The organism is Burkholderia lata, assembly GCF_902499025.1.
GTDB lineage: Bacteria > Pseudomonadota > Gammaproteobacteria > Burkholderiales > Burkholderiaceae > Burkholderia > Burkholderia lata_C.
The window spans coordinates 95202-107802 of sequence record NZ_CABVPW010000025.1 but is presented as its reverse complement, the minus strand read 5'-3'; the positions used below and the strand labels follow the sequence as shown (position 1 = coordinate 107802).

The 12601-nt window shown below is 61.7% G+C and carries 15 protein-coding genes; 12 read left to right on the top strand and 3 right to left on the bottom strand.

Translation table 11 applies throughout. From position 1 onward, the window contains the following. The first annotated feature begins 10 nt into the window (after window positions 1-10). Window positions 11-406, top strand: coding sequence for an outer membrane protein assembly factor BamE (locus BDI24065_RS24485; RefSeq protein WP_175033426.1), 396 nt, complete (start codon window positions 11-13; stop codon window positions 404-406). A gap of 262 nt (window positions 407-668) precedes the next feature. On the opposite strand, the gene BDI24065_RS24480 is transcribed toward BDI24065_RS24485, so the two are convergent. After that, entirely contained in the window at window positions 669-1478 is an 810-nt protein-coding gene (locus BDI24065_RS24480) for a hypothetical protein (RefSeq protein WP_175033425.1), read from the bottom strand. Window positions 1479-1839: 361 nt separating this feature from the next. Further along, complete coding sequence (locus tag BDI24065_RS24475) at window positions 1840-2604, bottom strand: LEM-3-like GIY-YIG domain-containing protein (RefSeq protein WP_175033424.1); 765 nt, start codon at window positions 2602-2604, stop codon at window positions 1840-1842. Window positions 2605-3595: 991 nt separating this feature from the next. On the opposite strand from BDI24065_RS24475, the gene BDI24065_RS24470 reads away from it, so the two are divergent. Further along, window positions 3596-3931 carry a hypothetical protein gene (locus BDI24065_RS24470; protein WP_175033423.1) on the top strand — a complete coding sequence of 112 codons (336 nt, stop codon included), beginning with the start codon at window positions 3596-3598 and terminating at the stop codon, window positions 3929-3931. Window positions 3932-4218: 287 nt separating this feature from the next. Here the strand turns inward: BDI24065_RS24470 and BDI24065_RS24465 are convergent, their stop codons facing one another. Beyond that, window positions 4219-4407 carry a hypothetical protein gene (locus BDI24065_RS24465; RefSeq protein ID WP_175033422.1) on the bottom strand — a complete coding sequence of 63 codons (189 nt, stop codon included), beginning with the start codon at window positions 4405-4407 and terminating at the stop codon, window positions 4219-4221. A gap of 124 nt (window positions 4408-4531) precedes the next feature. On the opposite strand from BDI24065_RS24465, the gene BDI24065_RS24460 reads away from it, so the two are divergent. From BDI24065_RS24460 to BDI24065_RS24415, 10 genes are all read left to right on the top strand, one after another. Then, window positions 4532-4747, top strand: a complete 216-nt coding sequence (locus BDI24065_RS24460; protein WP_043184321.1) for a DUF3820 family protein — start codon at window positions 4532-4534, stop codon at window positions 4745-4747. Window positions 4748-4954: 207 nt separating this feature from the next. Further along, window positions 4955-5464, top strand: coding sequence for a hypothetical protein (locus BDI24065_RS24455; protein ID WP_043184322.1), 510 nt, complete (start codon window positions 4955-4957; stop codon window positions 5462-5464). A gap of 216 nt (window positions 5465-5680) precedes the next feature. Continuing rightward, window positions 5681-6196, top strand: coding sequence for a hypothetical protein (locus BDI24065_RS24450; RefSeq protein WP_175033421.1), 516 nt, complete (start codon window positions 5681-5683; stop codon window positions 6194-6196). A 104-nt stretch (window positions 6197-6300) separates the two neighbouring features. Next, window positions 6301-7452: a cytochrome c oxidase subunit II gene (locus tag BDI24065_RS24445; RefSeq protein WP_175033420.1), complete on the top strand. Its 1152-nt coding sequence runs from the start codon at window positions 6301-6303 to the stop codon at window positions 7450-7452. Window positions 7453-7474: 22 nt separating this feature from the next. After that, on the top strand, window positions 7475-9235 hold the full coding sequence (ctaD, locus tag BDI24065_RS24440; RefSeq protein WP_175033419.1) for a cytochrome c oxidase subunit I: 1761 nt from the start codon (window positions 7475-7477) through the stop codon (window positions 9233-9235). After that, on the top strand, window positions 9232-9843 hold the full coding sequence (locus BDI24065_RS24435) for a cytochrome c oxidase subunit 3 (RefSeq protein WP_175033418.1): 612 nt from the start codon (window positions 9232-9234) through the stop codon (window positions 9841-9843). The genes ctaD and BDI24065_RS24435 overlap by 4 nt, the downstream gene beginning before the upstream one ends. Further along, window positions 9840-10571: a heme-copper oxidase subunit III family protein gene (locus BDI24065_RS24430; protein WP_175033417.1), complete on the top strand. Its 732-nt coding sequence runs from the start codon at window positions 9840-9842 to the stop codon at window positions 10569-10571. The genes BDI24065_RS24435 and BDI24065_RS24430 overlap by 4 nt, the downstream gene beginning before the upstream one ends. Window positions 10572-10579: 8 nt before the next feature. Beyond that, complete coding sequence (locus tag BDI24065_RS24425; protein ID WP_175033416.1) at window positions 10580-10921, top strand: cytochrome C oxidase subunit IV family protein; 342 nt, start codon at window positions 10580-10582, stop codon at window positions 10919-10921. A 160-nt stretch (window positions 10922-11081) separates the two neighbouring features. Next, window positions 11082-11402: a high-potential iron-sulfur protein gene (locus tag BDI24065_RS24420; RefSeq protein WP_175033455.1), complete on the top strand. Its 321-nt coding sequence runs from the start codon at window positions 11082-11084 to the stop codon at window positions 11400-11402. 245 nt (window positions 11403-11647) lie between these two features. Beyond that, on the top strand, window positions 11648-12562 hold the full coding sequence (locus BDI24065_RS24415) for a LysR substrate-binding domain-containing protein (protein WP_175033454.1): 915 nt from the start codon (window positions 11648-11650) through the stop codon (window positions 12560-12562). The last annotated feature ends 39 nt before the right edge of the window (window positions 12563-12601 follow it).

Sequence of the window (12601 nt, the reverse complement as noted above, 5' to 3'; positions counted from 1 at the left end):
AATGGCAAACATGAACGCAAATCTTGCAAAGTTCGCGGCCGCGGCACTGCTCGTTGGCGCAGGCCTGACCGGATGTGCCACGCAGCAGGGCGATCCGCCGTTCCCGTCGGCCGATACGGCCACGCTGCCCGAAGGTACGTACCCGAATCTCGCCAACCTGGCGCAGGTCCAGCCGGGTGTGACGAAGAACCAGCTGTACGAGCTGATCGGCCCGCCGCATTTCCACGAGTGGATCTTCCACGTGCGGACGTGGAACTACCTGTTCCAGTTCCGCGACGCAGGGAAGGTCACGACCTGTCAGTACCAGATCCGGTTCGATTCGGATAACCGCGTGGTGAAGACGCGGTGGGACAAGCCGGAGTGTGAGGCGGTTGGCGGGAAGGGGGTGGGTGGTGAGGAGGGTTGATGTAGCTTGATCGGACTGTGGGGCGGTTGGCGGGCGCTGATGTCGAGGGCATTGGCGCCCGGCACCGTGTTGCTGCGCAGGGCGTGAGAGCGGCCCGTGCCGTTGCGGGGAAACGGGATGAGTGGGACTACGGCCGGGTGTGCGGGGACGTCATTGTCGAGTGGCTGAAACGGGTTCGGCTACAGCGTGTGGACAAGCCTGAGGGGCAGCAGTCGACCCAAAGCAGACAGCCACTAATGTCGGCCTTGAACAAATTGCTAGGCTAGAGCAACTGAGTGAAGCTAGTGCTTTCAGATTCCAGGCTCAATGTGGATGATTCAATGTAGTTTTTCATCCATCTAAGTTTGTCGGTGATCTTAGCGTCGGACTTATACCTTTCCATCTTGACTGAAATGCTCGCGACAATATTTGCTTTCAGTTCGCTATGTGAAATTGAAATGCCGCCAAGAGATATGCTGCCTTCCATTTCCAAAATATATGCCGTATTCAAAATGAAATCAGCTCCATCTGGCATCACAATTGTCGGAATATATGATCTTTTTGGTAGGACGTTGTAGTAAGGGGATGAGGCGCCATAAACTTCGTCATAAACTATTTTTTCATGAGTTAATAATTTTTCTCCGAATTTTGGGTCGATTAAAATTCTTGGAGTTACTGCTTTTTTTGACTCAAGTAAGTACGCATCTTCAACTGCCGGGCCGAAGAAGCTCAATTCATCAAAATAAGCGCTGCCATATGTGGCGCCGCCCCTAATAAGATACCCCTCATTTAGTAGTTGCAGTGTCATTAATGATGTATTAAACAAAGCAACTTGGAAAAGCTTGTTTAAATTTTTTCTGGATTCATCTATGTTTGGTTTATATTTATAAAATATGTAGGCGCAATCTGAAAAGCTAAACAATTTTCTTGTATAGATCACATGTTCTTTCTCTTTGCTATCTTGGAGATCCTGATTCTGTTTGACTGACTCATGAAATATTCGATGGATTTTGTATTTTTCTTCAAAAGAACTCATCTCTTTGGAGCCTAATACGTCCAAGAAAATTACTATCATATCTTCATATTTATTCAATCTTTACTCCAAATAACCTAATTTAATTTAGGCGGTAAGAAACGAGATTATATTCCGGATAAAAGACAACTATCCGGAGCAATGCGCAGTAAACGCAGGGGCGACTTCTTTCTATACAAACCTAAAGATTTCAGGATCACAGCCTGTGATGAGCACAGAAGGCTAATGATCGAACGACGGAGACTGCCCGCTACCCGCCGGATGCGACGGACGGTTGCCGACCAGGAGCGAACTATCGGCATGGCGGGAAGCGTTTGGCCGTATTCGAGGCGCTGCGGCCGTAGGGCCACCGATGCTGTCGGCGCAGCGTCGTCGCTCCGGAATGTTCACTGTAAAGGCGTCAAGTCGCACTCGGCGCCGGTCAATTGATGTACCGGTAACCTTGCTGCGTCGCCATTACCTCGGCGTCACCGTCCACGAGCCTGCGACCGACGAGCGCATGGTCAGGAAGCAGTTGGCCGACAAACTCCCATCTGCCTTCGCCACCACCGAGCCTTCGCGTCGACAGCGTGGTTCCCGCTGGAAACCACTCCGCGATCGAATACGCGCGCACAATTACACCATCAGCAATCCCCAGGGCCATCGGATACGGAAGGGTGCCGGACTCGTCGCGTGTTCGACGGGAGGCAGCCACGCCGGACCAGAACTGGCGCACACAGTCATAGATTTCGATTTCGGACATCGTCGGTGAGTAAGTCCGATTGACGAAGAAGAGCATTAACGGCTCTTTGATATTCGCGATGTCGACCGGCTTGGAGCCATAGAGCCGCTCTACCTCTGCAGCGGTTTGGCGGCCGCGTTCGACACCGTGACCACGAACCCTGTTTGTGAGGTTTTCGAGGCCAAGCGTATCGATGATAGCGGCTTCGACCTCGAAGGACGCCTCTTTGGTTTCGAGCCCGTATCGGAGAATCTCGACTACTGGTTCTGCGCCAACCGCCCGGATCTCATTGATACGTCGGTGCTTCGAAGTCTCTTCAAATTCCGAATTGAGATGGTCGTAGGCCCGATTGTTACCACTTGCTTTCCCAACATAAAAAATCCTATTGTCGCGAGGATCGACAAGGGCATAGACGTAGTGGCCAAGGTACTTTGTTGTCTGAGAAGAAAAGCGGATCCGAGCCATTGTCAAACAACGAAAGTCGTAGAAATGAGATAGTACTCGCTTTGGTGCGGGGAGACTGCGTATGGGCGACGCGAAGGGCGACCGAGATTGAAGGTGAACGCCGCCAGCCGCCTCTGGCAGCGCTCTGCGGCCCGCCTTTATCAGTCGCTGACCGCTCGCATTGATCTACACAAGAAGCATAAACCGACCCGATCCAGCCGTTGCGGCCAGATCATGGTCAACGGATGTTTCCAACGTTGAACGGTCGTTTGAATGTCTGTCCGATTGCGCCGACGAACGCCCGGAACTGGCCGAACTCGGACCGACAGCGACGTTTCACCTGGCTTGGACCGGCGGACGGCGCGAGTCGACCCATAAGAGCCATTCGACCCGCTGCCTCGATGATCCGCTGACTACAACGAAGCAGGAGTTCCGGTACTCGTTAGGACCTGGAACACGCGCATCAACAAGAAGGTATCGTGCGGGGATCTTCCACTCTCCAGGATTGACGGGCTAACCATGGTGCCGGCTTCGTTTCTAGTTGAGTTTTGCGAACACGTGCCCATTAAAGAAGTCGAGGTGATGGCGCACGATTTACGGTACTGGGCTCCCGACCGACAACACATCGCGGAACGTACTTACTTGGTAACCGTTGTCCGTGAAAGCAAGCTTGCATTGTTTAAGAAGCGGTTGGCGTATGGCGAAAAGGCGGGATGGTGGCGATGGAGGTCGAGCCCGAAATGATGGTGGCAAGTTTGCTCGAGTCGCCCACTTTTCGACGACAGTTCATTTATACATACGCTCGATATATGCCATCCGCTCGACGCCTCAATTTGCGCGGCTGCTAATGAAATCTTGACGAACACCCGCAAGTACAACTCGAACTTCCGCTCCTGACCGCTACTTGCCAGCCCCCCCCACACGTTTGATCCGACGCAAGCGCACATCAATCACGACTCCCACGTTCTCAATCGCGAGTACACTGAAAACGCCCTAGAAACAGGAGAATGCGATGATCGACGCTGGCCCCCAAAGCACCTTCCGAGGGCTGCCGCTGACCCTGGAGCAGGACGCGGAAGTGAGGCACTACATCAAGGATCGGACTCGGCGCGGGCTGCCATGGGACACGTCGGAGTTGAGCGCGATGCTCAAGGACATGCTGCATCCCCCGGGTGACGGTGACAGTGATGGCGATGGCGATGGCGATGCGGCCTCCGAGGCCGACGAAACCAGAGCGGCCGCCGAGCGCGCGACGGCTTCGATTGACGAAGCGATGGATCCCATCGAGGCGAATGAGGAGTGGAATGCGGCCATGGAGTCGGAGGGCATGAAAGGGCCCAGACGATAAAAACGGAGCAACGACGCTCCGTTTTCTGGCCGCGCCGCATACCGGGCATGCGTACCGGATGCCAAGCGCTTCAACGGAGGCACGTTCCGCGTCGCACGTATGCTGCGTCGCAATGTATGCGGCGGCGCTGCCGAAGCACCGCGTGCCCCCATCGTGAGAATCCCGACCCGCCATCCGTCCGTTCGCAGGGAATGTCGGGCGCAGCCACCCACGCCACCCCTATCGCATGGCGCCAGCGAAACTGCGAGAGGCATCTTCTTGCCGGGCGCCCGTCAGCGGGCGCCATGTCAGTGTCTGAGCACGCAGACGGCCACGATTTCGTATCCGGGGTCGGCATGCACGTGCGCCGCCTTTTCCGCTTCCTCATACGAACCAAACGACGTGGCATCTTCAACCGCCGGTGCCATGCCGATATCGCCATCCTCGGCGGTGCAGAGGAACTGCTCGCCGGTCTTCACGACGTAGGTGGACAACATGATTCCCTCCATCGTTTGCAGGGGGGAATTCCAGTCTAGCAGGCGAGAAAAGGGGCGCAGGTGGTTCGTAGCGTCCTTTTCGCGAGGTCCGCGGCAGGACCGAAAAGCCGTGCACAATACCCGCATGCAAAATCCAGACCTCGAACACCTCGTCACCGTCACCATGCCCTTTGGGAAATACAAGGGCCGGCTCATTGCCGACCTGCCCGGGCCTTACCTCAACTGGCTGGCGCGCGAAGGGTTCCCGCGCGGCGAAATCGGCCGGCAGCTTGCGCTGATGCACGAGATCGATCACAACGGCCTGCGGGACTTGCTGGAGCCGTTGCGCAAACGCGGATAGCGCCAATCGGGGGCGAATGCCCCCGCATGCCACGCCGGCCCGCCTCGATCGACCGCGATCGACGACACCCCCCTCCAGCCACACCTGCTGAATGCACGCATGCGACCCCATCGCTGGCCCGCACGCACCTAGCGCGGCGCCGATGCTGACATAGAATATAAAACAGTCCCTTGAGGACGATTTGATGGCAAGAAAAGGGGTGCCGACATGAGACGCCTTTATTTCCTCGTACCCGATACGCAGATGGCGAAAGCCATCGTCGACGATCTATTGCGCGCACGCATCATCTGGCGCCATATCCACGTTCTCGCCGACCACAGCGTCACACTCGATCAGTTACCCGAAGCATCGTTGCTGCAAAGCAGCGATGTCGTGCATGCGCTCGAGCGCGGCGTCGCGCTCGGCGGCGCGGCCGGTGCGCTGATCGGTCTCGTCGCGCTGGTATTTCCGCCGGCGGAGCTCGTGATCGCAGGCGGCGCCGTCGTCGGGTTGACGTTGGCCGGAGCGGGTTTCGGCGCGTGGACCGCCGCGATGATCGGCATCGCCGAGCCGAACGCGCGACTCCAGCGATTTCGCGAGGCCATCCAGGAAGGCCAGATCCTGATCATGGCCGACGTGCCGGCATTGCGAGAGCAGGAAATCGAAGAGATGGTCGCCCAGCATTTTCCGAAGGCGGACCTGGAAGGCGCCGAGCCTACGACACCGATCTTCCCCTGACGCGCGACAGCAAGCCGGCCTGCCCGACACCCGCGTTCATCGACGCGTTTCGTCGAGCGCACGGCCGCGACCGCGGGCCGCGCGCGGTGCAGGTCGTTCGCACGTTGCGCAGGCAACCCTGTCCGCCATTCCGAATCGCGCAAGAGACGCAGGCCCGACGCGCGTGACGCCTTCGGAATCGAAGCGCCGACATCGAACCGTCGGCAAGGAGGTGGTATGGAACTGCACATTCAATCGCACCATTGGGAGCGTCGTAAGCCCGACTGGGTCGCCGCTGCCGTGGCCGGTCTCGCGGGCGGTGCGCTGGTGATCGCGCTGGAATTCGTCTGGTCGACCCTCGTGCTCGGCTCGAGCCCGTGGCAACCGACACACAAGATCGCGGCGATGGTGATGGGCCCTAGCGCGCTCGGCCAGATGACGCAATTCAACCTTGAAATCGTGGCGATGGCGCTGCTGCTGCACTACGTGCTCGGCGCGATCATGGGGATGATGCTCGCCGCGATCATGGCGCCTTTCCGCTTCGATTCGAGCGTGGGCATGGAAGCCGCCATCGGGCTGGCGTTCGGGATCGTCGCGTATGGGTGGAACTTCTACGTGATGACGGCCGTGTTCCCGTGGTTCGTCTCCGAGCGGGGCTCCGGGCCGTTGCTGGCCAACCTGTTGTTCGGCGTGGTTGCGGCCATCACCTACGGCAGGCTGGAGCGATTGCGCAAGCGGAACGTGGACGACTGACACATCGCGTTTCCCGCCGCGCCGAGCCTGACCACGCAGCGCTCGCGGGAGACACGGAACCCGGTGTCGGCGGCTCCGGCGAGTGACACTCAGCGAGGCGGCCTATGGCCCTTGCGATTGCCCTGGTCCTGATCATCCTGTTGGCGGTGGGGTTTCACTTTGCCAGTCCGTGGTGGATCACGCCGATCGCGTCGAACTGGGTGCGTATGGACGACATGCTGACGATCACGCTCGTCATCACCGGCGCATTGTTCATCGCCATCAACCTGTTCATCGTGGTCGCACTGGTGCGCTATCGCCACCGCAGCGGGCATCGCGCGGCCTACGAGCCGCACAACCGCAAACTGGAGTGGTGGCTGATCGGCCTGACCGCCGTCGGCGTGGCGGCGTTGCTGGCGCCGGGCCTGTTCGTCTACGCGGACTACATCCGGCCGCCGCGCAACGTGCTGCAGATGGAAGTGCTCGGCCAGCAATGGCAATGGCGCTTCCGCTTCGCCGGCCCCGGCGGCAAGCTGGGCACGACGGACGTGCGTTTCATCAGCAACGACAATCCGTTCGGCCTGAATCCCGCCGACCCCAACGGCCGCGACAACTACCTGATCGAGAACCCCGAGGTGCACCTGCCGCTCAACCGGCCGATCCAGGTCCTGACACGGTCGCGCGACGTGCTGCACGACTTCTATGTCCCGCCGTTCCGGGCACGGATGAACATGGTGCCGGGCATGGTGACCACCTTCTGGTTCACGCCGACCAAGGCCGGGCGCTACGACATCCTGTGTGCGCAGCTCTGCGGGATCGGGCACTCCGGCATGCGCGGCGTGGTGGTGGTGGAAGACGAAGCCGCGTTCTCGCGCTGGCTGGCGCAGCAGACCACGTTCGCGCAGCAGCAGATGGCCCACGTACAGGCCGCACCCGCCGCGGCCGGTGGCAGCGCGCAGGCGCTGGCCAACCTGGGCAAGACGCTCGCGGCGGCCAAGGGCTGCGTCGCCTGCCATACCGTGGACGGCAGCCCGCTCGTGGGGCCGACCTGGAAGGGGCTGTACGGCAAGACCGAAACGATGGCCGACGGCAGCACCGCGAAGGTGGACGAAGCCTATCTGCGCGCGTTCATCCGCAATCCGACGGCCCGCGTCGTGAAGGGCTTCTCGCCGATCATGCCGCACTTCGACCTGAGCGAGCAGGAACTGAGCGCGCTGGTGGCGTATATCGAGGCGCAAGGCGCGCCGCCGCCCGCCAGCGCCGCGGCCCAGCCGTAACGGAACAGACGGAGCAGACGCCATGACCTACGCGCACACCGACCACGCTCCGCGCAGCTTCTGGACCCGCTATGTGTGGAGCCAGGACCACAAGGTGATCGCCGTGCAGTACGCGCTGACGGCCATCGCCATCGGCCTGGTCGGCCTCGTATTGTCGGACCTGATGCGGTTGCAGCTCGGCTTTCCGGGCAAGTTCGCGTTCATCGACGCGAACCACTACTACCAGTTCGTCACCATGCACGGGATGATCATGGTGATCTACCTGCTGACGGCGCTGTTCCTGGGCGGCTTCGGCAACTACCTGATCCCGCTGATGCTCGGCGCGCGCGACATGGTGTTCCCGTTTCTCAACATGCTGAGCTACTGGGTCTACCTGGTGGCGGTGCTGGTGCTGGTGTCGAGCTTCTTCGTGCCGGGCGGCCCGACCGGCGCGGGCTGGACGCTGTATCCGCCGCAGGCGATCCTGCCGGGCACGCCGGGCGTGGAATGGGGCATCGTGCTGATGCTCGTGTCGCTGGCGATCTTCATCGTCGCGGCCACGATGGGCGGGCTGAACTACGTGACCACCACGCTGCAGGCACGCACGCGCGGGATGACGCTGATGCGCATGCCGCTCACGGTGTGGGGCATCTTCATCGCGACCATCATGGCGCTGCTGGCGTTTCCGGCGCTGTTCGTGTCGGCGGTGATGATGCTGTTCGACCGGACGCTCGGCACCAGTTTCTTCATCCCGGCCGTGGTGTCGATGGGGCAGACGCTCAAGCATGCCGGCGGCAGCCCGCTGCTGTTCCAGCACCTGTTCTGGTTCTTCGGGCATCCGGAGGTCTACATCGTCGCGCTGCCGGCCTTCGGCATCGCGTCGGATCTCATCAGCACGCACGCGCGCAAGAGCATCTTCGGCTACCGGATGATGGTGTGGGCGATCGTCATCATCGGCGCGCTGAGCTTCGTGGTCTGGGCGCACCACATGTTCATCGCCGGCATGAATCCGTACTTCGGCTTCTTCTTCGCCACCACCACGCTCATCATCGCCGTCCCGACCGCCCTCAAGGTCTACAACTGGGTGCTGACGCTGTGGCGCGGCGATATCCACCTGACCGTGCCGATGCTGTTCGCGATCGGCTTCATCAGCACCTTCGTGCTGGGCGGGCTGACCGGGCTCTACCTCGGCAACGTGAGCGTGGACATCCCGTTGTCGAACACCTATTTCGTGGTCGCGCACTTTCATATGGTGATGGCGGTGTCGCCGATCCTGGTGGTGTTCGGCGGCCTCTACCACTGGTACCCGAAGGTGACTGGCCGCATGCTCGACGACACGCTCGGACGCGCGCACTTCTGGATCACCTTCGTCGGCACCTACGCGATCTACTTCCCGATGCACTATCTCGGCATCCTGGGCATGCCGCGGCGGTATTACGCGTATCAGGGCTACAGCTTCATTCCGCATTCGGCGCAGACGCTCAACACGTTCATCACGATCGTCGCGCTGATCGTCGCGGCCGCGCAGTTGCTGTTCCTGTTCAACCTCGCGTGGAGCCTCGTGCGCGGCCGGCGTGCCGACGGCAACCCGTGGCGGGCCACCACGCTCGAATGGCAGACACCGCAAACGCCGCCCGTGCACGGCAACTGGGGCCCGACGCTTCCCGTCGTCTACCGCTGGGCCTACGAATACAGTCCGCCGGGGCAGGCGGAAGACTTCGTGCCGCAAAACCAGCCGCCCGCGACGGCGCCTGAACCTGAATCGGCCCATCCGACGCTGCACTCCGGCGAGGCCCACAAATGACCACGCTGCCGCGCCCCTTCGTTCCCGACGCGCCGCCCGGCTTGCCGAATGCGGGCCGCACCGGCCTGGTCGTGTTCATGGCGGTGGCGTCGACGTTGTTTTCGCTGCTGCTGCTCGCCTATGCGATGCGCATGCGCGAATCCGACTGGCAGCCGATCCCGCATCCGGCGCTGCTGTGGTGGAACACCGGCGCGCTGGCGCTGGCCAGCATCGCGATGCAGCGTGCCCGGCAACTGTCCCTGCATCGCACCGCGTGGCTGGTGGGCGGCGGCGTGCTGGCGGCCGTGTTCGTGATCGGGCAGCTGACTGCCTGGCACATGCTGTCGGCAGCCGGCGAGACCGTCGCCGTCAATCCGTCCAACAGCTTCCTCTACCTGCTCACCGGACTGCACGGGGTGCATGTGCTGGGCGGGCTGGTGGCGTGGGTCGTGACGATCGCGCAGCTCCGGCGCGCGGACCCGTTCCGGGCTCAACGGGCCATCGCGCTGTGCGCGCTCTACTGGCATTTCCTGCTCGCGGTCTGGCTCGTGCTGCTGGCCGCGATGTGGTGGCTGACGCCCGGGATCGTCGCCGCCATCTGCGGGCCGCTGTATGGAGCCGCGCCATGACCGCGCCCACGGTTCCCACCGAATCCGCTGCCGAATCCGCTGCCGAATCGCCCGCGGCCCCGACCGCCGACGCGCGGCCCGACGGCTGGCACGGCATCGTCACGGACTGGTCGTCCGACCGCGAAGCCTTCAGGGTGCCGTGGGGCAAGGCGATGATGTGGATCTTCCTGCTGTCGGACACCTTCGTGTTCAGCAGTTTCCTGATCGGCTACATGACGGTGCGCATGTCGACCACGGCGCCGTGGCCCGATACCGCGAAGGTGTTCGGCCTCAGCGTGGGCGGCGTGGAAGTGCCGTTGCTGCTGATTGCGATCATGACGTTCACGCTGATCAGCAGCAGCGGCACGATGGCGATGGCTGTCAACTTCGGCTACCGGCGCAACGCACGGCCCGCCGCCGCGCTGTTGCTGGCCACCGCGCTGCTGGGCGCGACGTTCCTGTCGCTGCAGGCGTTCGAATGGAGCAACCTGATCTTCCGTGAAGGGATCCGCCCGTGGGGCAACCCGCTGGGCGCCGCGCAGTTCGGCGCGTGCTTCTTCACGATCACCGGGTTCCACGGCTTTCACGTGACCTGCGGCGTGATCTACCTGCTGCTGATCGCACGCAAGATCCTGCAGCCGGGGTTCACCGAACACGGCAACTTCCAGATCGTCGAGATCGCCGGCCTGTACTGGCACTTCGTCGACCTGGTGTGGGTGTTCATCTTCGCGCTGTTCTATTTGTGGTGAGGGATGCCATGGAGCACACCGATCCCGCCGATCGACCCGACGCCGCGCACGGCCAGCAGCATCCGATCGGCCTGTACCTGAAGATCTGGGGCCTGCTGTTCGTGCTGAGCACGTTCTCGTACCTGGTCGACTACTTCAACGTGCAGGGCCTGATGCGCTGGGTGCTGATCGTCGTGCTGATGCTCGCCAAGGCCGGGCTGATCGTGTCGATCTTCATGCACATGATGTGGGAGCGGCTGGCGCTCGTGTACGCGATCCTGATCCCGCCGCTGAGCCTGCTGGTGCTCATGGTGCTGATGGCGGCCGAAGCGCATCACACGTTCGGGATGCGGGAGCTGTTCTTTCGCTGATGCCTTCGCCGGCCGTGCGTCGGCGCGACGGGCGCTACACATCGCGATGGACACGGTACATGCGCCATCGCCGGACGCCGTTTCGGAGCGGGCGGCATCACGTCATCGGGGAACGACGCTTCCCGGACATCCGTTTATGCAGACCTTGAGGGAGGACCCCATGAAATTTTCACGTCGACGCTTTATTGCGGCCACCACCGTTCTCGCCTCCGCGCTCGCCATTGGACGTCGCGCGGCGGCAGCGGATGCCGGTGCCGGTGTCGTGCAGGAAACCGATGCAAACGCCCAGGCGCTCGGCTACAAGGCGGATGCCAGCCGGGTCGACCATGCGAAGTACCCGAAATTCCAGGCGGGCGAGTCCTGTGCGAACTGCCAGTTCTTCCAGGGCAAGGCCGGTGCCACGATGGGACCGTGCGCCGTGTTCGGCGGCAAGCAGGTCAATGCGAAAGGCTGGTGCAACACTTATACGAAAAAGGCGTAGCGAAGGAGCGACGGCCTGGCGGCCGGGCAGCCGAAACGCCGTCGTCGACGGTGCTGTCGTCCGCGAACATCGTCCGATCAACGACGATGCCGAACGACGACGTTCAGATCGGCCACGGGCGCCGTGGCGAACGCCGACGCGATGCGCCGGATCGAGCACATACAATGTGGGCGTCCACCGGCCTGCGTGTCACCATGACTTCCGTGACGCGCAGGCTGATCCAATCGCGATCCTCCAAGGCCAACATGGAAATCAAATGGATCGAGGATTTCCTCGCCCTCGCTCAGTATCAAAGTTTTTCCCGGGCAGCGGAGTTCCGCAATGTCACGCAGTCGGGCTTCAGCCGCCGCATTCAGTCGCTCGAACAGTGGATCGGGGCCGAACTGATCGACCGCAGCAGCTTTCCGCCGGTGCTGACGCCGGCGGGCCGCCTGTTCCGCGAGACGGCCGAAGACGTGCTCAGCCGCCTGTTCGACACGCGTGCCATCATCCGCACCGAGCAGCGGATCGCCGGCAAGAGCCTGCAGATCGCGGCCGGCCACACGATCGCGTTGAGTTTCCTGCCGGCCTGGCTCAAGGCGCTCGCCCCGCATTTCGGCGAAGTGCGGGCGCGCGTCATTCCGACCAATGTCCATGATTCGATCCTGATGCTCGTCAACGGCAATTGCGAGCTCATGTTTGCGTATCACCATCCGGAACTTCCGCTCCATCTCGACCCGGCGAAGTATGAGCACCTGACCGTGGGCCTCGACACGTTGATGCCGGCATGCAGGCCCAACCCTCGATCGGTGCCCGCCTTTCGTCTTCCCGGCACGAAGCAGAATCCGCTGCCGCTGATTTCCTATACGGAAACCAGCTACTTCGGGCGGTGCCTCGCGCTACTGCTCGGTCGCGCATCGGATGCACCGGCATTGCAATTGCACTACGAATCCGACATGGCCGAGGTGCTGAAGAAACTCGTGATGGAAGGCGAGGGTGTCGCGTGGCTGCCCCGGAGCGCGATCGCGGCGGAACTGGCGGCCGGAGAACTCGTGCCGGCCGGGCCGGCGGCGTGGAACCTCGAAGTCGAACTGCGCGTGTATCGCGATGTGTCGAATCGCAGTGAATTCCTGGACACGCTCTGGCAGCATCTGCGCGCGGCGCCTTCCCGGCTCGGCTGAGTCAGGGTTTTCCCGCCTTATGCGGGGCTCGCATACCGC